The sequence below is a fragment of the Enterovirga sp. genome, from assembly GCF_028290205.1.
GTDB lineage: Bacteria > Pseudomonadota > Alphaproteobacteria > Rhizobiales > Beijerinckiaceae > Enterovirga.
Map to the genome: position 1 here is coordinate 1 of NZ_JAQGKF010000027.1, position 19404 is coordinate 19404.

The 19404-nt window shown below is 70.7% G+C and carries 23 protein-coding genes and 1 pseudogene; 7 read left to right on the forward strand and 17 right to left on the reverse strand.

Going from position 1 to position 19404, the window contains the following annotated elements:
• Nucleotides 1-413, forward strand: a pseudogene (locus JWR86_RS02170) (hypothetical protein); the annotation flags it as partial.
• 96 nt (nucleotides 414-509) lie between these two features.
• On the opposite strand, the gene JWR86_RS02175 reads toward JWR86_RS02170, so the two are convergent.
• Nucleotides 510-974, reverse strand: a complete 465-nt coding sequence (locus tag JWR86_RS02175; RefSeq protein WP_299560107.1) for an Hsp20 family protein — start codon at nucleotides 972-974, stop codon at nucleotides 510-512.
• A 175-nt stretch (nucleotides 975-1149) separates the two neighbouring features.
• Between JWR86_RS02175 and JWR86_RS02180 the strand changes: the two genes are divergently transcribed.
• Nucleotides 1150-2148 (forward strand): alpha/beta hydrolase, encoded by a 999-nt coding sequence (locus JWR86_RS02180; protein ID WP_299560110.1) that lies wholly within the window; start codon nucleotides 1150-1152, stop codon nucleotides 2146-2148.
• Here the strand turns inward: JWR86_RS02180 and hisN are convergent.
• Entirely contained in the window at nucleotides 2115-2897 is a 783-nt protein-coding gene (hisN, locus tag JWR86_RS02185; protein WP_299560113.1) for a histidinol-phosphatase, read from the reverse strand. The genes JWR86_RS02180 and hisN overlap by 34 nt on opposite strands.
• 183 nt (nucleotides 2898-3080) lie before the next feature.
• Entirely contained in the window at nucleotides 3081-3971 is an 891-nt protein-coding gene (locus tag JWR86_RS02190; protein WP_299560116.1) for an N-formylglutamate amidohydrolase, read from the reverse strand.
• A 167-nt stretch (nucleotides 3972-4138) separates the two neighbouring features.
• On the opposite strand from JWR86_RS02190, the gene cpdR reads away from it, so the two are divergent.
• Together cpdR and JWR86_RS02200 are read left to right on the forward strand one after the other, a co-directional pair.
• Nucleotides 4139-4498, forward strand: a complete 360-nt coding sequence (gene cpdR / locus JWR86_RS02195; RefSeq protein ID WP_299560136.1) for a cell cycle two-component system response regulator CpdR — start codon at nucleotides 4139-4141, stop codon at nucleotides 4496-4498.
• A gap of 21 nt (nucleotides 4499-4519) precedes the next feature.
• Nucleotides 4520-5305 (forward strand): 3-hydroxybutyrate dehydrogenase, encoded by a 786-nt coding sequence (locus JWR86_RS02200; RefSeq protein WP_299560139.1) that lies wholly within the window; start codon nucleotides 4520-4522, stop codon nucleotides 5303-5305.
• A gap of 3 nt (nucleotides 5306-5308) precedes the next feature.
• On the opposite strand, the gene JWR86_RS02205 is transcribed toward JWR86_RS02200, so the two are convergent.
• Nucleotides 5309-5860 (reverse strand): L,D-transpeptidase, encoded by a 552-nt coding sequence (locus tag JWR86_RS02205; protein ID WP_299560141.1) that lies wholly within the window; start codon nucleotides 5858-5860, stop codon nucleotides 5309-5311.
• Between the two features lie 167 nt (nucleotides 5861-6027).
• A complete protein-coding gene (locus JWR86_RS02210) occupies nucleotides 6028-6810 on the reverse strand; it encodes a TIM barrel protein (protein ID WP_299560143.1) in 783 nt (260 codons plus the stop codon).
• Nucleotides 6811-7001: 191 nt separating this feature from the next.
• Between JWR86_RS02210 and JWR86_RS02215 the strand changes: the two genes are divergently transcribed.
• Nucleotides 7002-7421: a DoxX family protein gene (locus JWR86_RS02215; protein WP_299560145.1), complete on the forward strand. Its 420-nt coding sequence runs from the start codon at nucleotides 7002-7004 to the stop codon at nucleotides 7419-7421.
• Between the two features lie 6 nt (nucleotides 7422-7427).
• On the opposite strand, the gene JWR86_RS02220 is transcribed toward JWR86_RS02215, so the two are convergent.
• The gene (locus JWR86_RS02220) at nucleotides 7428-8291 is read right to left on the reverse strand and encodes a rhodanese-like domain-containing protein (RefSeq protein WP_299560147.1); all 864 of its coding nucleotides are present in this window, start codon (nucleotides 8289-8291) and stop codon (nucleotides 7428-7430) included.
• A 39-nt stretch (nucleotides 8292-8330) separates the two neighbouring features.
• The gene (locus tag JWR86_RS02225) at nucleotides 8331-9353 is read right to left on the reverse strand and encodes a zinc-binding dehydrogenase (RefSeq protein WP_299560149.1); all 1023 of its coding nucleotides are present in this window, start codon (nucleotides 9351-9353) and stop codon (nucleotides 8331-8333) included.
• Between the two features lie 185 nt (nucleotides 9354-9538).
• Between JWR86_RS02225 and JWR86_RS02230 the strand changes: the two genes are divergently transcribed.
• Nucleotides 9539-10408: a hypothetical protein gene (locus JWR86_RS02230; RefSeq protein ID WP_299560151.1), complete on the forward strand. Its 870-nt coding sequence runs from the start codon at nucleotides 9539-9541 to the stop codon at nucleotides 10406-10408.
• Nucleotides 10409-10424: 16 nt separating this feature from the next.
• On the opposite strand, the gene JWR86_RS02235 is transcribed toward JWR86_RS02230, so the two are convergent.
• The 9 genes from JWR86_RS02235 to JWR86_RS02275 form a co-directional block, all read right to left on the reverse strand.
• On the reverse strand, nucleotides 10425-11174 hold the full coding sequence (locus tag JWR86_RS02235) for an SDR family oxidoreductase (protein ID WP_299560153.1): 750 nt from the start codon (nucleotides 11172-11174) through the stop codon (nucleotides 10425-10427).
• Nucleotides 11171-12457, reverse strand: a complete 1287-nt coding sequence (locus tag JWR86_RS02240; protein WP_299560155.1) for a beta-ketoacyl-ACP synthase — start codon at nucleotides 12455-12457, stop codon at nucleotides 11171-11173. The genes JWR86_RS02235 and JWR86_RS02240 overlap by 4 nt, the downstream gene beginning before the upstream one ends.
• 8 nt (nucleotides 12458-12465) lie before the next feature.
• Entirely contained in the window at nucleotides 12466-13599 is a 1134-nt protein-coding gene (locus tag JWR86_RS02245; protein WP_299560157.1) for a beta-ketoacyl-ACP synthase, read from the reverse strand.
• Nucleotides 13599-14060, reverse strand: a complete 462-nt coding sequence (locus JWR86_RS02250) for a 3-hydroxyacyl-ACP dehydratase FabZ family protein (protein WP_299560159.1) — start codon at nucleotides 14058-14060, stop codon at nucleotides 13599-13601. The genes JWR86_RS02245 and JWR86_RS02250 overlap by 1 nt, the downstream gene beginning before the upstream one ends.
• A 28-nt stretch (nucleotides 14061-14088) precedes the next feature.
• The gene (locus JWR86_RS02255) at nucleotides 14089-14370 is read right to left on the reverse strand and encodes an acyl carrier protein (protein WP_299560161.1); all 282 of its coding nucleotides are present in this window, start codon (nucleotides 14368-14370) and stop codon (nucleotides 14089-14091) included.
• An 82-nt stretch (nucleotides 14371-14452) separates the two neighbouring features.
• The gene (locus JWR86_RS02260) at nucleotides 14453-15442 is read right to left on the reverse strand and encodes an ABC transporter ATP-binding protein (protein WP_299560163.1); all 990 of its coding nucleotides are present in this window, start codon (nucleotides 15440-15442) and stop codon (nucleotides 14453-14455) included.
• Nucleotides 15439-16083, reverse strand: a complete 645-nt coding sequence (locus tag JWR86_RS02265; protein ID WP_299560165.1) for an ABC transporter permease — start codon at nucleotides 16081-16083, stop codon at nucleotides 15439-15441. Before JWR86_RS02265 ends, JWR86_RS02260 begins: the two co-directional genes overlap by 4 nt.
• The gene (locus JWR86_RS02270; RefSeq protein WP_299560167.1) at nucleotides 16083-16712 is read right to left on the reverse strand and encodes an ABC transporter permease; all 630 of its coding nucleotides are present in this window, start codon (nucleotides 16710-16712) and stop codon (nucleotides 16083-16085) included. Before JWR86_RS02270 ends, JWR86_RS02265 begins: the two co-directional genes overlap by 1 nt.
• Nucleotides 16713-16718: 6 nt before the next feature.
• The gene (locus tag JWR86_RS02275) at nucleotides 16719-17600 is read right to left on the reverse strand and encodes a glycine betaine ABC transporter substrate-binding protein (protein WP_299560169.1); all 882 of its coding nucleotides are present in this window, start codon (nucleotides 17598-17600) and stop codon (nucleotides 16719-16721) included.
• A 113-nt stretch (nucleotides 17601-17713) separates the two neighbouring features.
• On the opposite strand from JWR86_RS02275, the gene JWR86_RS02280 reads away from it, so the two are divergent.
• Nucleotides 17714-18622, forward strand: coding sequence for an ABC transporter substrate-binding protein (locus tag JWR86_RS02280; RefSeq protein ID WP_299560171.1), 909 nt, complete (start codon nucleotides 17714-17716; stop codon nucleotides 18620-18622).
• Nucleotides 18623-18625: 3 nt separating this feature from the next.
• Here JWR86_RS02280 and JWR86_RS02285 read toward each other — a convergent pair whose 3' ends face one another.
• The gene (locus JWR86_RS02285; RefSeq protein ID WP_299560173.1) at nucleotides 18626-19390 is read right to left on the reverse strand and encodes a 5-oxoprolinase subunit PxpA; all 765 of its coding nucleotides are present in this window, start codon (nucleotides 19388-19390) and stop codon (nucleotides 18626-18628) included.
• Between the last annotated feature and the right edge of the window lie 14 nt (nucleotides 19391-19404).

Consider the following 19404-nt stretch of genomic DNA (forward strand, 5'->3'; position numbering starts at 1 on the left):
CCGACACGGCGGGTCGGCCGGAGCGTTCCGAGCGGCGCGACGCGGCCCGAACCGAGCCGAGCCGGCCCTATGGCAGCAATCCGGAGGCCGAGAAGCCCGCGCGCCGCAAGCCGCTGGAGGGCCAGCAGGCCGGCCGGCCGGCGCCCGGCAACGAGGAGCAGCGCAAGCCCGCCGCAGCGCCGGCGACACCAGCGGCCCCGGCCGTCAAGCTCCCGGCGGCCAAGCCATCCGCGCCTGAAACGGCGCAAAAGCCCGCGACCTCGCCGAAGCCGACCGCGGATGCGGGCCCGCGCGGAAACCGTCCGGTGCGGGTGATTGAGGGGGTGACGCCGATGAACGGCGGCGCGGGCGGGACGGCTCAGCTCGACAACCTGCCGGAGCCGCCGCCGGTGCCGCCGCCGAGCGCCCAATAGGCAGCCCGGAGGCGGCTGCCGCAGACGAAAACGCCCCGGCGGAGCCGGGGCGGCAAAAGGGCCGGCGGGCAAGCCGCCGGCCGGAGCGGGGCCGGGTCAGGCCGCGATCTTGGCCTCGATGGTCTGCCGGGGGGCGCGGGCGCCGATCTCAATGCGGCGCGGCTTCTTGGCCTCCGGGATCTCGCGGACGAGATCGACATGGAGGAGCCCGTTTTCCAGCGACGCCCCCGTCACGTGGACGTGGTCGGCGAGCTGGAAGCGGCGCTCGAAGCTGCGGGCCGCAATGCCCTGGTAGAGGATGTCGGCCTTCTTCTCGCCCGTCTCGGCCTTGCGCTCGCCCTTGATGCTGAGCGCGTTTTCCTTGACCTCGATGTTCAGGTCGGCCTCGGTGAAGCCGGCTGCCGCAACGGAGATCCGGTAGGCGTTCTCGCCGGTCCGCTCGATGTTGTAGGGCGGGTAGCTCGGGGCGGATTCGACGCCGCCGAACTGGTCCAGCATCGAGAAGAGCCGGTCGAAGCCGACGGTATTGCGGTACAGGGGAGCAAGATCATACTGACGCATGGCATATCCTCGCAAAAAGCGACATGCAGAGTGCTGTCCGCCTGACGGCCGGACGCTGCGCCGCCACCATTGGCCGGCACCGGCTTGATCTGGTGTGCTCTAACCGTCCTTCAAGATCCGTCCGCTACATTTTCACGCGCTCGGCGAACCTGCCGGAGGTCATGACGGCGCCCTGATGCAGCTTCTCGACACCTCAGAGAACCCGCTTCCGCCCGGGTCGGAGACGACATGGGTGGTGACGGAGGACGGGGTTCGCCTCCGGACCGCATTCTGGCCGCGCCTCGCGGGCCGCCCGCAGCGCGGCACCGTGCTGGTGTTCCAGGGGCGGGCCGAGTTCATCGAGAAGTATTTCGAGACCGTCGGCGAGTTGCGGGAGCGCGGCTTCGCGGTGGCGGCCTTCGACTGGCGCGGGCAGGGCGGGTCGGACCGGGCGCTGGCCGACCGGCGCCGGGGGCATGTCCGCCGCTTCGAGGATTTCCGGCTCGATGCCGAAGCCGTGCTGAGGCACCTCGCCGCCCGGGGCGATCCCGGCCCGGTCGTCGGGCTTGCCCATTCCATGGGCGGCTGCATCGCCCTGACGGGTGCGGCGGAGGGCTGGCTGCCGCTCGACAGGCTCGTCGTGACCAGCCCCATGCTGGCCTTGCGCCTCGTTCGGCGACCCCGGCTCGTCCGCGCCACGGCCTGGACCTTGGCCCGGCTTGGCCTGCGGACCCGCTTCGTGCCGGGAGGGCCGGCCTGCTCGATCTCGACGCTTCCCTTCCCGGGCAACCGGCTCTGCACCGATCCGGTCCGCTACGGCCGCAACGCCGCCGTGGCCACCGCGCTCGGCTGGGGAGCAATCGGCGCGCCCACCGTCGGCTGGCTGCTCGCCGCCTATGCGGCCATGGACCGGCTGGCGGCGCCCGGCATGGCGGGCCGGATCAGGATGCCGGTGCTGATCGTCGCGGCCGGCGCGGACCCGGTCTGCGCGACGGAGGCCACGGAGCGCTTCGCGGCCGAGCTGCGGCGCGGCACCCTGGTCGTGGTGCCGGGGGCTCGCCACGAGGTGCTGATGGAAACCGACGCGCTGCGCCAGGTCTTCTGGGAGGCGTTCGACCGCTTCCTCGGATCGGGCTCGGCCGAAGCGCCGGCGCCTGCGCCTCAGCGCGCCAGCATCTCCAGCACGGTGGCGTGAAGGCGTGGATCGCCTGCTGCCACGATGGCGCCGCCCCGCTCGGGCCGATCGCCGGTCCAGGTGGTCACCACGCCTCCCGCGCCTTCGATGATGGGCGTGAGCGCGACGATGTCATAGGGCTTCAGCCCCGCCTCGATCACGAGGTCGAGATGGCCGGCGGCCAGCATGCAATAGGCGTAGCAATCGTAGCCGTAGCGGGTGAGGCGGGCCTGCTTCTCCACCCGGAGAAAGGTCGCGAGCTCGGCCTCGGAGAACATGGCCGGGCTGGTGGTCGAGAGCGTGGCCTCGGCGAGGCTGGCGCAGGGCCGGGTGCGCAGCTCGCCGCTGCCATGCGGGCCCCGGTAGCCCGCCCGGGTGCCGTCGCCGAAGAAGCGCTCGCCGATGAAGGGCTGGTGCATCATGCCGTAGGCCGCCCGGCCGGACCGCAACAGGCCGATCAGGGTGCCCCAGAGCGGCAGGCCCGACATGAAGGCCCGCGTGCCGTCGATCGGATCCAGCACCCAGCACAGCTCGGCCTCGCTCCGCTCGGCGCCGAATTCCTCGCCCACGATGCCGTGCTCCGGATAGCGCTCTGCGATGAGCTGTCGCATCACCCGCTCGGCCGCCCGGTCCGCCTCCGTCACGGGGTCGAAGCTGCCCGGAAGGGCCTTGTTCTCGGCCACTAGGGCGGTGCGGAAAAAGGGCAGAATGACGCGGCCCGACGCTGTCGCGAGCTCGTCGGCGAAGGCTGACACATCGACCAGACTCATGCGTGCTCCCGGAGGGCCGCCAGGGCCCGTGATGGCGGGCCGCCGGAGACTGCGGCGGCTTGCGTTTTGTGCGATGCGGCTTATATTGTGCGTTGCAGCGTCCTCGTGGCGCTGCTGCCCACTTTGGGCGTTTCCTCCCTTGACTTGGGCCGCCCTTCGGGGCGGCTCTTTTTCTTTGTGGGCCTATTCGGCGGCGATGCGGGTCCAGTCGAGGCCGAGGTCGAGGTCGCTGATGACCGACGCGAACACGCCCGACAGGTCCTCGGCCAGCGGCCCGAAACCGGCATGCGGCACGAGCTTGCGCTCGTCCATATAGAGCGCCCGGTTGACCTCGACCTGAAGCGCGTGGCGGCCGTGCAGCGGCGCCCCGTAATGCTCGGTGATGAAGCCGCCCGCATAAGGCTTGTTGCGGATCACCCGGTAACCGCGATCCTGCAGCCCCGCCTCCACCCTGTCGACCAGCAGCCCGGCGCAGCTCGTGCCGTAGCGGTCGCCCAGGACGATGTCGGCCTTGCCGTCCTCGCGGCCCTGGCTGGAGGACGGCATGGAATGGCAGTCGATCAAAACCACGTGCCCGAACTGCGCCAGGGTGCGGTCCAGCAGGGCCCGCAGGGTGCGATGGTACGGCTTGTACAGCGTCTCGATGCGCCGCAGCCCGGCTGCCACCGGGATGCGGCTCCGGTAGATCTCGTGCCCGTCGGCCACCACCCGCGGAATGGTGCCGAGCCCGCCGGCGACCCGCATGGAGCGAGTGTTCGCATAGGCCGGCAGCCGGCCATCGAACATGCGCGGATCGAGCTCGAAGGGCTCGCGGTTCACGTCCAGATAGGCGCGCGGAAAGCGGGCGCTCATCAGCGGAGCGCCGCAGGCGACCACGCCGGCGAAGAGCCGGTCCACGAACGCGTCCTCCGAGCGCCGCAGGGCGGCCGGATTGAGCAGGGAGGCCGCCAGGAACGAGGCCGGATACACGTCCCCGGCATGGGGCGCGTTGAACACAAAGGCCGCGTCCTGATGTGCGGGTTCGACCACCACGAAAGGCGGCTCGAAGGCGCTGTCCTGTTCGTAGCTGTTCAACGGGCGGGCTGCTGGGCTGGCGGACGGAAGCGCATGGCGTAATGTGACCGGCAGGCATCGGCCTGTCTATCGGGGGCGGCCGCCCGGCTCGGGCCTGTTCACCCCTTGTTTACCCTGCCGAGCCTTTATGAAACAACGACTGACGGCCTCGTGGACCCTGCCCGGCGATGAAGATCCTGCTTGCCGAAGACGACAACGACATGCGCCGCTTTCTGGCCAAGGCGCTCGCCAATGCCGGCTACGACGTGTCATCCTACGACAACGGCGCCTCGGCCTATAATCGGCTGCGCGAAGAGCCGTTCGAGCTTCTGCTCACCGACATCGTGATGCCCGAGATGGACGGCATCGAGCTGGCCCGGCGGGCGACGGAGCTCGACCCCGACATCAAGGTCATGTTCATCACCGGCTTTGCGGCCGTGGCGCTGAACCCCGATCTGCGCGCGCCGCGCGACGCCAAGGTCCTGTCCAAGCCCTTCCACCTGCGCGAGCTCGTCAGCGAAGTCGAGAAGCTGCTGCAGGCGGCCTGAGCTTCGGGCCGCGAGTTGTCCATGTCTCTTCGAGGCAAGTCGGGCGTCGTCACGGGGTCCACCAGCGGGATCGGGCTCGCCTATGCCCGAGCCCTGGCGGCCGAGGGCGCCGACGTGCTCATCAACGGCTTCGGCGACGCGCAGGAGATCGAGCGGGAGCGCAGCCGCATCGAGAGCGAGTTTGGCGTGCGGGCGCTCTACAGCCCCGCCGACATGGCGGAGCCCGCCGAGATCGCCCGCATGATCGCCGAGGCCGAGCAGAGCCTCGGGGCTGTCGATATTCTGATCAACAACGCCGGCATCCAGCACGTCGCGCCCGTGGAGGATTTCCCGGACGAGACCTGGGATCGGATCCTGGCCGTCAACCTGTCGGCCGCCTTCCACGCCATCAAGGCCGCGGTGCCCGGCATGAAGCGGCGCGGCTGGGGCCGGATCGTTTCCACGGCGTCGGCCCATTCGCTCGTCGCTTCGCCGTTCAAGTCGGCCTATGTCACGGCCAAGCACGGCCTGGCGGGGCTCACCAAGACGGTGGCGCTCGAGCTCGCGCCGCACAAGATCACCTGCAACTGCATCTCGCCCGGCTATGTCTGGACGCCGCTGGTCGAGCGGCAGATCCCGGACACCATGAAGGCCCGCGGCCTGACGCAGGAGCAGGTCATCAAGGACGTGATGCTGCTGGCCCAGCCGACCAAGGAGTTCGTGACCGTGGAGCAGGTCGCGGCCCTGGCCGTGTTCCTGTGCTCGGACGCGGCCGCCCAGATCACGGGCGCCAACCTGTCCGTGGACGGCGGCTGGACGGCGGCCTAGCCCTCAGCGCGTCATCAGCACCGGCGCGCCGACCCGCACCCGCTCGAACAGATCGACGATGTCGTGGTTGTACATCCGGATGCAGCCATAGGACGCGAAGGTCCCGACGGAACTCGGCCGGTTGGTGCCGTGGATGGCGTATTCGCCTCCGGTGAGGGTCAGGGCGCGCGGACCCATCGGGTTGGCCGGCGAGCCGCCCGCAATCACGTTCGGCAGGCGCGGGTTGTCGCGCTTCACCTCGGCCGGGGGTGACCAGGCCGGGTTGACGTATTTGCCGTCCACAGCCGCCCAGCCGAACCACTGCTTGCCGGGGCGGCCCACCGCGACCGGGTAGCGAATGGCCGTGCCGCCGTGACCCACCAGATACAGGCTGCGCGTGGACGCCCGCACCACGATGGTGCCGGGTGCGTAGCCTTCGCCGAACCCCACCACCTCCCGGGCCGAAACCCTGGAGGCCGCGACCAGCGAGGCGGCCGCGACCGCGATCACCAGCGCCAAACGGCTTGCCTGGGCCAGCCCGATGCCGGCCGCCCGACCACTCTGTCCGATGCTCATGCCCCGAGGCCCTCTTGGCTGACCCTTGAGGCGGGACACTGGCCCCGATCCCTCACGAAGAGGTTGGGGAAAATGGCTGACGGGGCGTGAATCGGGGGCTTTCGCCCGGCCCGATTAGCCAGTCGGCGCAGAGGGTTAAGCGTTAACTGCCGGGGGCCGGCCGCCTGTCAGGTCCGGCCGAACCAAGCGGGCACGCGTGCCATCCAGCCGAGGCCGTCCTCCGTCCGGCCGGCGGGCCGGTATTCGGCCGCGACCGCGCCGTCGTAGCCTGTGCGCCGGAGCGCCGCGAAGGCTGCTTCGAAATCGATGGCGCCCGTGCCGGGCTCGTTGCGGCCTTCGGTGTCGGCGAACTGGACGTGGCCGATGCGTGGGCCGGCCCGTTCGATCGCGGCGAGGAGGTCCGGCTCCGTCCGGGCCATGTGGTACAGGTCGAACTGGAGCTTGACCCGCGGCTCGCCGAGCCCGTCCAGGAAGCCCGTTGCCTTGCCGAGGCTGTCCAGCCACATCCCGGGCACGTCCCAGGGATTGATCGGTTCGGTCACCAGCGCGACGCCGATCCCGGCCAGGCGCTCGGCCGCGAGTCGAAGATTGTCGCCGAGCACCTGATCGGTTGTGGCGGCGTCCTGGCCGGCGGGGGGCGGACCGGGCAGCACGTTGACCTTGGTGACCCCGAGCGCCTCCGCATAGCGCAGTCCGTCCTCGAGACCCTGCCGGAACTCGGTCCGCAGCGAGGCGTCGGTGGCCCGGCCGATGGATCCCCGGGGGTCGGAGGCCGGAAGGTTGATCAGAACGATCGGCAACTCGCCGGCTGCGCGGCGCAGCTCCACGGGATCGTGATCATAGGGGAACTGCACCTCTGCGCCCTCGAACCCGGCTCTCGCGGCTGCCCCGAACCGCTCGGGCAGGGGCCGCTCCGTGAACATGAAGGAGAGATTGGCGATGAGCTGCATGCGGGCCGGCCTCAGGGGAGGTGAACCTGCCCACTCGATACGCTGTCACGGCAGCCGAGGCGAGGCACAAAGCCGCGTGCGGGCGGCGAGAGCTGTGTGGCGGGGCTGGCTTTTCCGCCGCAGCGCGGCGAAGAGCAGGTCGCGGCCCCCCGATTCGCAAGGCGGCCCCCTGTTCACGAAGGAACCCCACAATGGTGTCGGCCCAGATCGGGAGCCGCTGGGCTCCTCACCTCCTCAGCATTCTTCGCATCATGGCCGGGCTGCTCTTCATGCAGCACGGCACACAGAAACTGCTCGGCTTCCCGGTGCCGCCGGGCAGCGGCATGCCCGCAATGGGCTCGCTGCTCTGGTTCGGCGGCATCATCGAACTGGTCGGCGGGGCGCTCCTGACCATCGGACTTCTGACGCGGCCGGTCGCCTTTCTGGCCTCGGGCATGTGCGCCTTCGCCTATTTCATGTTCCATGCGCACCGAAACTTCTTCCCGATCGTCAACCAGGGCGAGCTCGCGGCGCTCTACAGCTTCGTGTTCCTCTACTTCGTGGCCGCAGGCCCGGGCCCCTGGAGCGTTGATGCCCGCATGGGCCGCACCTTCCTGAGCCGCTGGAGCTGAGCCGGGTCAGGCCCCGCCCGTCACGACGGGCCGGGCCGGGTCGGCCGTCCATTCCGACATGGAGCCGTCATAGAGCCGCACGGCCGGCTGGCCGAGCACCTCGGACAGCACGAACCAGTTCGTGGCCGCCTGCTGGCCGGTGTTGCAGAACGGGATGACCGGCCGGCCCGGCTCGGTCGCAAACAGCGACTCGAGCTCCGGCCTGGGCCGCAGACGGTTCGTGGCCGGATCATAGGCGCGGGCGCCTGGCTGGTGCACCGAGCCGGGAATCCGGCCGGCCCGGGCCGCCTGTTTCGACTGCTCCCGGCCCTCGAAGGACTCGAGGTTGCGGGTGTCCACGAGGGTCGCCGAGCCTTCGCGCACGGCCTGCTCGACCTGATCGACGGTGGCCCGGAGCGAGGCGTCGATCAGCACCGGATAGGGGTTCGCCGGGCGGCTCGCGCCCGGGCCCGTCTCCAGCGGCTGGCCCGCGGCCGCCCAGGCCGCGGTGCCGCCGTCCAGAAGCGAGACGGCCGTGTGCCCGGCGGTCTTCAGCGTCCAGTAGACCCGCGCCGCCGCGCTGAAATCCCCGGACGACACGCCCGCCGGCGCCACCACCACATGCGTCCCGGGCTCGATGCCGATCCGGCCGAACAGCGCCGACAGCGCCTCGGGCTCGGGCAGCATGCCGGCGCCGCCGCCGCGGGTGGCTCGCCAGCCGTCCTGGACGTAATCGGTGTGCACGGCCCCGGGAATGTGCCCCGCCTCGAAGGCGGCCCGGCCGCCGCCGTCCACCGCCGAGCGGATGTCGAGCACCAGCGTTGCGTGCTGGCCCAAAGCTGAGGCCAGGTCGCCGACGCTGACGAGGGGGCTGAACGGGCTCGGAACCATGGACTGCTCCTGTGTGCCGCGGCCTCGGCGCCGCATCCGCTAAAGGGTGGCGATCACCTTCCCGAACACGCGCCGGGTTTCCAGCTTTTCGAGCCCGCGCGAAAATTCGGCAAGCGGCAAGACGGTGTCGATCACCGGCGCCATGCCGCCCGCCATCTTGGCCAGCGACTGGGTGATGTTTTCCATCCGGCAGCCGAAGGAGCCGGTGATGCGGTATTGCTGCTGGAACAGCTGCATCAGGTTCATGGTGGTCGAAACGCCGGAGGTCGAGCCGCAGGTGACCAGGCGCCCGCCGCGCTTCAGGCACAGGAGGGAGCCGTTCCAGGTCTCCGCCCCGACATGCTCGAAGACCACGTCGACGCCCTTGCGCTTGGTCAGCCGGCGCACCTCGCCCTCGAAGCGCTCCGTCCGGTAATTCACCACGTGATCGGCGCCGAGGGCCTTCGCCTTTTCGCCCTTCTCGTCGTCCCCGACGGTCGCATAGACCTCGCAGCCAATGGCCTTCGCCATCTGGATTGCGGCGGTGCCGATGCCGGAGCCGCCGGCCTGAACCAGCACGCTCTCGCCGGGTTCGAGCCGGGCATTGTCGAACAGCATGTGCTGCACGGTGCCGAAGGCGATCGGTGCGCAGGCGGCCTGCTCGAAGGACACGCCTTCGGGGATCGGCATGACCAGCCGGGCCGGCATGGTGACCAGCTCGCGCGAAAACCCGTCGAGGTGGAAGCCCATGATGCCGGAGACGTTCTCGCACAGGTTGTCGCGCCCCTCCCGGCAGGCGCGGCAATGGCCGCAGGTGATGGCGCCGTACATGACCACGGGCTGGCCCGCCCGCAGGGTCTCGACGCCCTCGCCGACCGACTCGATCTCGCCGGAGGCCTCGGCCCCGACCACCACCGGCAGCTTGCGGCGCACGAAGGCCATGCCCCGGAAGCCCCACACGTCAATGTGATTCAGGCCGACCGCCCGGACGCGAATGCGGACCTCGCCCGGACCGGGCGGGGGCGGCGGGTCGAGTTCCACCAGTCGGAGGTCGCGGTCGCCGAAGAGCTGGAGGGCTTTCATGTCACCTGATCGGTCCGGGCTGGCCGCGGGTCGGAATGTCGCCTTAGCGCAAGAGGGTGCGGTTCGGCCATGAGGTCGAGCTTTTTGGTTGGGCCCGCCGAATCCGGCACGATCCTCGCTTCGCGGCCCGTTCCATGGTCAAGCTTGAGGGGCCAGGGCGATCCTGCCTGAGCTGGAGTGAGATGATGACCCGATTCCGGAGCCAACTCGCAAAGTTCGTCTCGATCCTCGCCCTGACGACCGGCCTGGGTGCCGGGCCAGGATGGGCCGAGATCGACAACTCGGCGCTCGCCAAGCCGGAGTTCCGGGAGCACGTCCGCACGTTCGGCGTGGTCTACACGATGCCGGCGGACGTCAACGACGCGCTCGGCCGCACGGTCACCGCGCCGCTCCGGGAAAAGCTTCTCGGGCTCGGGCTGCTGACCGAAGCCGTGCGCACCAACATCGCCCACGTCACCGTGGTTCATATCCACAATTCCGACTCGACCACGCCGGACAAGATGCTGGCCGCCTTGCCCAAGCCGCCGGCGCCGTTTGAGACCGTTCTCAAGCGTTTCTACACGACCGAGGCCGCCACCGGGGCGGGTCACCCGTGGTGGCTCGATCTCGGCATCGAGAAGACCGGGCCGGGATACGAGACCATGATGAGCTACAACACGGAGGTGACGGCGGCTTTGGCGCCCCTGCGCGACGGCCCGCTGCCGCGCGTCACCGGGCCCGTCTACGCGAAGATGGGCGACGCCGCGAAGTCGCTCGTGCAAACCATGGGCGTGAGCGGCGTCAACGTGGTCAAGGACGGCAAGGAGCTGCGCTCCCACAACCCGCACCTGACGCTCGTCTACAGCATGGCGCCCTTCGCACCCTCCAAGCCCGCCATGGACAAGACCGCCGAGGAGTTCAACCAGATCCTGCCGGCCGGCCTGCCCCTGTCCGTGAGGACGGTGTCCATCGTGGAACTCGGCTTCACGGGCAATGTCAGCCGCGAGATCTACCGGATCAACCTCGCTGACGGGTCCGTGCTCGACGTGGCGTCGGGGCAGCCGAAGGCCCGGTAGGGAGCTGCACGCCCGTCTACCGGTGCACCCCGGTCATCGCCAGCATGCCGCCATCGACCGGCAGCACGGCGCCCGTGATGTAGGCGGCGGACGGGCCGAGCAGGAATGCGACGAGACCCGCGACCTCGGCCGGCGTTGCGAAACGGCCCGCCGGGATCTGCGTCTCCATTTGGGTCCGGAACGCCGCGTAGGGCGCCATCATGTCCGTGTCGATGAAGCCCGGCGCGACGTAGTTCACGGTGATGCCGCGCTTGGCGCTCTCGACGGCGAGGGTGCGGCAATAGGACAGCAGGGCGCCCTTCGAGGCCGCGTAGGCGGCGTTGCCGGGGCTACCCTGGAGGGCCGCCACGGAGCCGATCACGCAGATGCGGCCGGAGCGCGCCCGGATCATGCCCCGCAGGGCGGCCTTGGCGAGGCGCGTCAGGGACCAGAAGTTCACCTGCATCACGGTCTCGGCCTTGTCCTGCGCCATCATCGCGGCCAGCACGTCGTAGGCTTGGCCGGCATTGTGGACGAGGCCGTAGAACCCTTCCTGCTCGATCGCGTCCGCGAAGATCTCCAGCGAGCCGCGGTCGGCGAGGTCCAGCCGGCGAGACGTGACGGTCGCCTCCGGCGCGCTCTCCTTCAGCGCCGCAACCAGCGCCGCGGCTTCGTCGGCGGAATTGCGGAAGGTGAAGTCGACGTCGAAGCCGGATGTGGCGAGCGCCGTCACGGTCGCGGCGCCGACACCCCGGCCACCGCCGGTCACGAGGACACGTTTTCTCATCGGGGCTCGGCCGCCAGGACCAGGCAGGTGTTCTGGCCGCCGAAGCCGAAGGAGTTCGACAGCACGACAGAGACGGAGGCGTCGCGGGCCTCGTTCGGCACCACGTCGAGCGGGATCGCCGGGTCGGGCACCGCGTAGTTGATGGTCGGCGGCAGGCGGCCGTTGCGGATGGTCAGCAGCGAGATCGCGGCCTCCACGGCCCCCGCGGCCGTGAGCGTGTGGCCGATCATCGACTTGTTGGACGAGATCGGGACGCTCTTCATGCGTTCGCCGATCACGGCCGTGAGGCCCAGGGCTTCCATCTTGTCGTTCTCGGGCGTTCCGGTGCCGTGGGCGTTCACGTAATCCACGTCCTCCGGGCTGAGTTCCGCATCGGCAAGCGCGTCCCGGATCGCGGCCACGATGGGCGCGCCGTCCGGGCTCGACCGGGTTCGGTGGAAGCCGTCGCCCTTCTCGCCGCAGCCGAGCAGGTAGCCCAGGATGGTGGCGCCACGAGCCCGGGCATGGTCGGCGTTCTCGAGCACCAGGGCGCCCGCACCTTCCCCCATCACGAACCCGTCCCGGTTCTTGGCAAAGGGCTTCGCGGCCGCTTCCGGCGGGTCGTTCTGTGTGGAGAGAGCGGACAGGAGCGAGAAGCGGATCAGCGATTCCGGGTTCACCGACCCATCCGTGCCGATGCACAGGGCCGCCTGGGTCTCGCCGCGCCGGATGGCCTCGGCGCCGAGCTGGATGGCCGTCGCGCCGGAGGAGCAGGCGGTGGAGAGCGAGATCGGTGAGCCGCGGGTGCCGAAGCGCTCGGCCAGCCGCTCGGCCACGGTGCCGAACAGGAACAGCTCGTGGAACTCGCCGAAGCGGCCGGTCGCGGCGGAGGCCAGCAGGTCGCGATAGGTCACGGCCTCGGTCGCGCCCGAAGCCTCCGCCAGCGCGCGGCGCTGCGGCCAGTCGAGCTCCACCGGCGGCACGGCGATGAACAGCGCGCCCGGAAAATCGCCCGGCCGGCCGATGCCCGATTGCGCCACGGCCTCGTCGGCTGCGAGTTCGGCGAAGCGCTCGGACAGGACCGGCGCGCAGAGCGGCTCGGCCGGGACGAAATCGACCGTCGCGGCGACCCGCGTGCGCAGGCCGTCCACCGGAAAGCGACGGATCTCGTGGATGCCGGAGCGGCCGGCGGTGAGCGCGGCCCAGTTGTCCTCCGCGCCCTGTCCCAGGGAGGTGACGAGCCCCAAGCCCGTGACCGCCACCAGGGGACGGCCTCGCCCGTCCTTCATGCTCGCTTGCGTCATGGCCCCGTTTAGCGCGCGGCCGCGACCCGCACCATGCCTTCGCCGCGGCGATGTCCTACGCAGGACGTTACCACATCGCGAGCGGTGCCCGCCGCGACCAGGCCCGTGGCAATGACCGCGCCTGCGGGGCCGGGCGCTTCCATGAGGTGACCCATTAGGTCGCCGAGATCGTACACGCGAGCGGCGGGCGCGAGCCGGGCGAGGGCGGCATGCTCCTCGGTCGTCGCCGGAGCGACGCCCGTGGCGGCGCTGAGCACCACGTCCGGCGAGGGGGTGCCGAGGTCGCGCCAGCACAGCTCCACGGCCGCCTCGACGCTGCCTGGCCCGCGCCGGGTCCGGACGGCCGCGACGGGGGCCAGCATGGCCCGGGCCTCGGCGCCGCGGCTCTCGGCATGCTGCTCCGATTCCAGCACCAGAAAGGCCGCTCCGGAGCCGAGAACAAAGCCGCCGCCCTCCGCCGCCCGGTCGCGGACAGGCCGGAAGGGCTTGTTCCAGTAGAAGCCGCCCAACTCGTAGGTCAGCATCACGTCCGGCCGCTCGGCGTTGTAGGACGAGCCGACTAGCATGATCTCGGCCTGGCCGGCGGCGATTCGCGCTTCGGCGATGCGCAGGGCGTCGATCCCGGCCTGCTCCTCGCCCATGAAGGTGCGGGACGCGCCGGTGATCCCGTGCACGATCGCGATGTTGCCGGCGAGCAGGTTCGACAGCTGCGCCAGAAAGAGCGTCGGCCGCAGATCGCTCATCAGGTGTTCGTTCAGATAGGCGCCCGGCGAAGCCGCATCCCGCAGACCGGTGAGGATCTGCGAATCAACCTCGTAGTCGCGCTCGCCGCCCCCCGCCGCCACGATGAGCTGCATGCGTGCCTTGAGGGCGGGGTCGTCCTTGAGCCCCGCGGCTTCGAGCGCCAGCCCGGCCGCGTAGCAGCCGAGCCGCTGCCAGGGTTCCATCTGACGCTGGTCGGACTTCTTCGGGATCTGCCGGTCCCATTCCAGCGGCACGACGGGATGGACCGGATAGCCCGAATGGCGCTCCTGCCCGACCGGAGCCGTCCGGCCGGCGGCCAGCGCCTCGAGATGCGCCGCGACGCCCTCGCCCTGGCCCGACACGATGCCGGTGCCGGTCACCACCACGCGCCGGCGCATCAGGCTGGTCCGACGGCGAGACCGATCGCGCCGGCTCGGGCGCGCATCAGGTGGTCGAGTTCGGCCGGGAAGGGGAGGATGCGGAAGCGCAATTCGGCATCCGCGATGCGCTTTGATCCGGCGACGATGCGCGACTTGGTCACGGCGTAGCCCGATCCTTCGTGCTCGAGCTCGGCCGAGATTTCGAGTTCGGCGCCCGGTTCCACGAAATCCCGGAAGCGGGCCCGATCAACACCCATCAGAAACGGCATGCGGCTGAACTCGCGCATGGCCAGCAGCAGATAGCCCGAGGCTTGCGCCATGGTCTCGGTCAGGAGCACCCCGGGAACCAGCGGCCGGCCGGGAAAGTGGCCCTCAAAGACAGGGCTGGCCTGCGGCACGGTCGAGCGCACCAAGATCGTGCCGACCGTGCGGTCGATCTCGACGACGCGGTCGATCATCTCGAAATATTCGAGGCGCATGGCCGCCCCCGCCTCGCGGGGGTGGGTTTCAGGCCCCTTTCGCCGCCACCAGGGCGTCGATCCGGGCCACCAGGTTCTTCAGCACGAAATACTCCTCGGCCGGAACCTTCCCCTCGTTCACCTCCTGCGTCCACTTCTCGAGCGGCAGCTTGATGCCGAACGCCTTGTCGACCGCGAAGGCGATGTCGAGAAAGGCCAGGGAATCGATCCCGAGGTCGTCGATGGCGTGGCTGTCGAGCGTGATCTTGTCGCGCGGGATGTCCGCGGTCTCGGAGATGATGCCCGCAACGGTCTCGAAGGTTGAGGACATGATCCCCGTGTCTCCATGCTGATGGATTATCGCGGGCAGCCGCAGGGTAGCCCCGGGGTGACCCGCTGCGCGTGGGGTGGCCTTACACGAGGGGTGGGGACCGGGCAACCGCGCCTGACGGGTCGGGCAGGCCCGCCGCCAAGGCTCTGATCGCCGCGAGCGACAGGGTGCCGACCGGCCGCGGGCCGCCGTCGACCACGGCGAGCGCCTCGGCGCCCGAGCCGAGCAGGATCGAAAGTGCGACCTGGAGGCTCGCCTCCGCCGGCACCTCCGGGGCTCCCTCCGGCGGGCGTTCGCCGGACCGGCACGCCGCTGCGGCGGTCAGAAGCGTGAGGCGCCTGAGCGCGCGGTCGGAGCCCAGGAACTCGGCCACGAAGGCGTCGGCCGGCGCGGCCAGCACCTGGTCGGGCCGGTCGTGCTGCACGAGACGCCCGTCGCGCATCACCGCCACGGTGTCGCCCATGCGGATCGCCTCGTCGAGGTCGTGGGTGACGAGGATCACGGTCTTGCGCAGACGGCGCAGGATCTCCGTGATCTCCCGCTGCAGCCGCCCCCGTTCCAGCGGGTCCACGGCGGCGAAGGGCTCGTCCATCAGCAGCACAGGCGGATCGGCCGCGAGCGCCCGGGCGACGCCCACCCTCTGGCGCTGGCCGCCGGACAGGCTGGCGGGCCGCCGGTCCCGGAACAGGGCGGGATCGAGCCCGACCAGCCCGAGCATGGCGTCCACCCGGGCGGCGATCCGGGCCCGGTCCCAGCCGAGCAGCCGCGGCACGGTGGCGACGTTGCCGGCGACGCTGAGATGCGGAAACAGGCCGGTGCCCTGGATCACGTAGCCGATGCCGCGCCGCAGCTTGACCGGATCGGCCGCCGTGACGTCCCGGCCCGCCACCACGATCCGGCCGGAGCTCGGCTCGATCAGCCGGTTCACCATCCGAAGGGTGGTGGTCTTGCCGCAGCCCGACGGGCCGATCAGCGCGCAGGTGCGGCCTTCCTCGATCAGGAGGTCGATGCCGTCCACCGCCGGCCGGGCGGCGCCCGGATAGTGCTTGCCGACGCCTTCGAGCCGGATCACGGGGCGGTGGGTCCAAGCCGGCGGGTGGCCATCCGCTCGGCCCAGCCGAAGCCGAGCTCCGCTGCGCCGGCCATGGCGGCGACGGCCAGCGCGCCCGCGACGAGCTGGGGGGTGTCGAGCAGCCCCATCCCGGCCGAGATCAGCTCGCCGAAGCCGCCGCCGCCGATGAACACGGCGAGGGTCGCGGCGGCCACGATTTGGACGGCGGCGCTGCGCAGGCCGGCCAGGATCACCGGCGCGGCCAGCGGCAGCTCGACCCGGGCCAGCACCTGAGCCGGCGCCAGGCCCTGGCCGCGGGCGGCGTCGACGATGTCGGACGGCACGCCGCCAAGCCCCGCCATGGTGTTGAGCAGCACCGCCGGCAGCCCGTACAGGACGAGCGCCACGACGGACGGGGCCGTGCCGGTGCCGAGCAGCGGCAGCATGATCACCAGGAGCGCGAGGCTCGGGATCGTCCGCAGCGTGTTCACCAGGGCCACCACGGGGCCGGCGAGGCGCGGCTGCCGCGTGAGCGCGATGCCGAGCGGCAGGCCGATGCCGGCGGCGATCAGGAGCGAGAGGCCGCTGAGCAGGGCATGCTCGCCCCCCGTCCGCAGCAGGAGGTCCGGATGGGCGCGCAGCCAGGCCACGAGATCGAGCATCAGCCGGCCAGCCCGGTCGCGAGGCGGAGGCGCGTCTCCAGGCGGCGCAAGGACTCGTCCGCCGCGACGGCCAGCAGCGAGGCCGCGACGGCGCCGGCCACGACCTTGTCGCCGTGGTCCTGCGTGATGCCCTGGAAGATCAGGTCGCCGAGCCCGCCGGCACCGATAAAGGCCGCCACCGTGGCGACGGAGATCTGCAGCACGGCCGTGAGCCGGATCCCGGCCAGGATCACGGGCGCGGCGAGCGGCAGTTCGACCCGCAGCAGCCTGCGGCCGCGGCTGAAACCCATGCCGTCGGCCGCGTCCAGGATGTCGGCCGGAACCTCCCGGAGGGCGACCGCAACGTTGCGGGTCAGGACCAGGAGGGAATAGCTCACGATCGCGACCAGGGCCGGGCCCTGCCCGAGCCCCATCAGCGGCACGAGCAGCGCGAAGAGGGCCAGCGCCGGCACGGTGTACAGCGCGCCGGCCAGGGCCATGACGACCCCGTGCAGCCGTGGCCGCCGGGCGGCCAAGATGCCGAGAGGGAGCGCGATGGCGAGCGAGATGGCGAGCGCCTGCCCGACCAGGGCGAGGTGCTGGAGGGTGGCCTCGAGCAGCACGTCGCCGTTCTCGATGGCCCAAACCACGTCAAGCTATCGGGTTACGCCGTGGGCGGTCAGGAACTCGGCCGCGACCCGTCGCGGCTCGCGCTTGTCGACCTCCACCTGCCGGTTCAGTTCCTGCATGGTGGCGTTGTCGATCAGCGCGTTCACCCGGGCGAGCGCCGCAGTGGCGGCCGGGTTGGCGGCGATCTCCGGCCGCACCACCGGCGCCAGGAAGTAGGGCGGGAAGAGGTGTTTGTCGTCGTCCAAGACGACGAACTTGCCGGCCGCGATCTGCCAGTCGGTCGAAAAGCCGTTGGTGACCTCGGCCTGGCGGCTGGTCAGGGCGTCGTAGCGCAGCCGCAGGGCGGCGAATTGGCGGCTCTCGCCGAACTGGATGCCGTACACCGCCTTGAGACCCGGCACCCCGTCGTAGCGGTCGAAGAACTCGGATCCGCCGGCGAGCCGGAGCTTGGGCGCAGCCGCCGCGAGGTCGGACAGGGTCTTCAACCGGTGCTCGGCCGCGGTGTCGGGCCGGACCACGATGGCGTTGCCGTTGTTGACCCGGGACGGGGGCAGCCAAGTCAGGTTGAAGGCCTTCTCGTAATGGCGCTTCACCTTCTCGAACACGCGCGCCGCGTCCGTGTCGTTCTCGGCCTTCATGACGGCGAGCAGGCCCGTGCCGGTATATTCCGGGTAGAGGTCGATCGCGCCCGTCCGGACTGCCTCGTGCGCCACCAGCGTCGCCCCGAGATTGATCTTGCGGTCCACCTTGAACCCGGCCGCCTCCAGCGCGCCCGCGTAGAGCTCGGCCACGATGAACTGCTCGGTGAAGTTCTTGGAACCGACCCGGATGGTCTGGGCGGCAGTGGGACCGAGCTGGACCAGCACGGACGCCAGCGTCACGGCGAGCAGCAGGCGAAGGCGGGTCATCGTCCCTCCGGCAGTTCGGCCGGAGCGTAGCGACTGGCGCGCGGCCGGGAAAGCTCCGCATCCTGGCGGGCCCGGAACCTGTTACGAGGCCCGAAAGGCAGGGGAGGGAGCCGATGAAGATCCGGGTCGGGGCGGTGTCCCGCAACTATTTCAACATGCCGCTCTGGGTGGCGCAGGACCGGGGGCTCTTTGCCCGGCACGGGCTCGACGTGGAGCTGCACCTGATCGAGGCCATCGACGAGGTGACGGGCCGTCTCGCGGCCGGTGATCTCCAGATCGATCTCGGCGTCACCGAGAACGTCATCCTGGAATGTGAGCGGGGCGGCAGCCTCGTCATTGTGGGTGGCAACGTGAATCGTCTGCCCTTCTCGCTGATGGCCCGCCCCGGAATCCGGAGCATCGCGGAGCTGAAGGGCGCCCGCATCGGCGTGTCCTCCGTGGAAGCCGGGTCCTCGTCGCTGGTGATGCGGATGCTGGCCGAGCACGGGCTGCACCATCCGCAGGACTACAGGCTGCTGCCGGTCGGGCCGATCCTGGCCCGCTGGCGCCTGCTGCAGAGCGGGGAGATCGATGCCGGCCTGCAGGGCGCCCCGATGAACCGCATCGCGGCCGCGGCGGGCTTCTCCGACCTCGGCTCGCCGCGCGACCTCTTCCCCGATTTCCAGTTCACCTCCGTCAACGTGGAGCGGGGCTGGGCGCAGGTGAACCGGCCAGCCGTGGTCGCCTTCCTGCGCGCCTGGATCGAGGCGCATCGCTGGCTGCTGGCTCACCGCGAGGAGTCGCGCGCCGTCGCGGCCCGGGAGGCTTCGCTGTCGGCCGACGAGGCCGACATCGCCTGGGACGAGATGGTGGCGGGCGGCATCTTCCCGCTGGACGGCCGGGCCGGCGTGGCGGCCGTCCAAACCCTGATCGAGGTCAGCGCCCTGATCCGGGCGTTGCCTGGGCGCGCCGCGCTGCGGGCCGAGACCTATATCGACGGCAGCTTCGTCGACGCCGCCGAAGCGGGGCTGCCGGCGACCTGAGCGTCAGCGACGCCCGAAGGGCCGGATCGCCACCCCGTCCGCCTCCAGCACCTCGCGGACGCGACGGGCCATGGCGACCGCCGTGGCGCCGTCGCCATGGACGCAGATGGTGTCGATGCGGGCCGGAATGCGCTTGCCGGACGCGCTGGTGATCGTCTGGTCGCGCACCATGGCCAGGACGCGCCGGGCGGCCTCGTCGGCGTCGTGCAGCACCGAGCCCGGCTTTTTGCGGGACATGAGCTGGCCGTCATCCTCATAGGTGCGGTCGGCGAACACTTCGGCCGCGGCCGCGAGGCCGAGCTTGTCGGCCACCCGCTCCGTCGGCAGCCCCGGCATGGTGACGTAGATCAGCGACGGGTCCACGGCCTTGATGGCGCGGCCGAGGGCGAGGGCGAAATCCTCCTCCTCGTTCGTGACGTTGCCGAGCGCGCCGTGCGCCTTGACGTGGGTGACCTTGTGCCCGGCCAGCGAGGCGCAGGCCTGCATGGCGCCGATCTGGTAGGCGATCATGCGCTCGATCTCGGCCATGGTGTCCCCCCGGATCACGCGCCGGCCGAAGCCCCAGAGATCGTTGAAGCCCGGATGGGCGCCGACCGAGACGCCCTTTTCCTTCGCCATCCGGGCGGTCTCGACCATGATGTTCGGGTCGCCGCCATGGAAGCCGCAGGCCACGTTGGCCGAGGTGATGACCTCCATCATCGCGGCGTCGTCGCCGAGGGTCCAACGGCCGTAGCCCTCGCCCATGTCGCAATTGATGTCGACCTGCATGACGTCCTCCCAAG

Coding starts and splice junctions, on each gene's coding strand:
- JWR86_RS02175 (WP_299560107.1), bottom strand. CDS start 974: ATGCGTCAGTATGATCTTGCTCCCCTGTACCGCAATACCGTCGGCTTC.
- JWR86_RS02180 (WP_299560110.1), top strand. CDS start 1,150: ATGCAGCTTCTCGACACCTCAGAGAACCCGCTTCCGCCCGGGTCGGAG.
- hisN (WP_299560113.1), bottom strand. CDS start 2,897: ATGAGTCTGGTCGATGTGTCAGCCTTCGCCGACGAGCTCGCGACAGCG.
- cpdR (WP_299560136.1), top strand. CDS start 4,139: ATGAAGATCCTGCTTGCCGAAGACGACAACGACATGCGCCGCTTTCTG.
- JWR86_RS02200 (WP_299560139.1), top strand. CDS start 4,520: ATGTCTCTTCGAGGCAAGTCGGGCGTCGTCACGGGGTCCACCAGCGGG.
- JWR86_RS02205 (WP_299560141.1), bottom strand. CDS start 5,860: ATGAGCATCGGACAGAGTGGTCGGGCGGCCGGCATCGGGCTGGCCCAG.
- JWR86_RS02210 (WP_299560143.1), bottom strand. CDS start 6,810: ATGCAGCTCATCGCCAATCTCTCCTTCATGTTCACGGAGCGGCCCCTG.
- JWR86_RS02215 (WP_299560145.1), top strand. CDS start 7,002: ATGGTGTCGGCCCAGATCGGGAGCCGCTGGGCTCCTCACCTCCTCAGC.
- JWR86_RS02220 (WP_299560147.1), bottom strand. CDS start 8,291: ATGGTTCCGAGCCCGTTCAGCCCCCTCGTCAGCGTCGGCGACCTGGCC.
- JWR86_RS02225 (WP_299560149.1), bottom strand. CDS start 9,353: ATGAAAGCCCTCCAGCTCTTCGGCGACCGCGACCTCCGACTGGTGGAA.
- JWR86_RS02230 (WP_299560151.1), top strand. CDS start 9,539: ATGACCCGATTCCGGAGCCAACTCGCAAAGTTCGTCTCGATCCTCGCC.
- JWR86_RS02235 (WP_299560153.1), bottom strand. CDS start 11,174: ATGAGAAAACGTGTCCTCGTGACCGGCGGTGGCCGGGGTGTCGGCGCC.
- JWR86_RS02240 (WP_299560155.1), bottom strand. CDS start 12,457: ATGACGCAAGCGAGCATGAAGGACGGGCGAGGCCGTCCCCTGGTGGCG.
- JWR86_RS02245 (WP_299560157.1), bottom strand. CDS start 13,599: ATGCGCCGGCGCGTGGTGGTGACCGGCACCGGCATCGTGTCGGGCCAG.
- JWR86_RS02250 (WP_299560159.1), bottom strand. CDS start 14,060: ATGCGCCTCGAATATTTCGAGATGATCGACCGCGTCGTCGAGATCGAC.
- JWR86_RS02255 (WP_299560161.1), bottom strand. CDS start 14,370: ATGTCCTCAACCTTCGAGACCGTTGCGGGCATCATCTCCGAGACCGCG.
- JWR86_RS02265 (WP_299560165.1), bottom strand. CDS start 16,083: ATGCTCGATCTCGTGGCCTGGCTGCGCGCCCATCCGGACCTCCTGCTG.
- JWR86_RS02275 (WP_299560169.1), bottom strand. CDS start 17,600: ATGACCCGCCTTCGCCTGCTGCTCGCCGTGACGCTGGCGTCCGTGCTG.
- JWR86_RS02280 (WP_299560171.1), top strand. CDS start 17,714: ATGAAGATCCGGGTCGGGGCGGTGTCCCGCAACTATTTCAACATGCCG.
- JWR86_RS02285 (WP_299560173.1), bottom strand. CDS start 19,390: ATGCAGGTCGACATCAATTGCGACATGGGCGAGGGCTACGGCCGTTGG.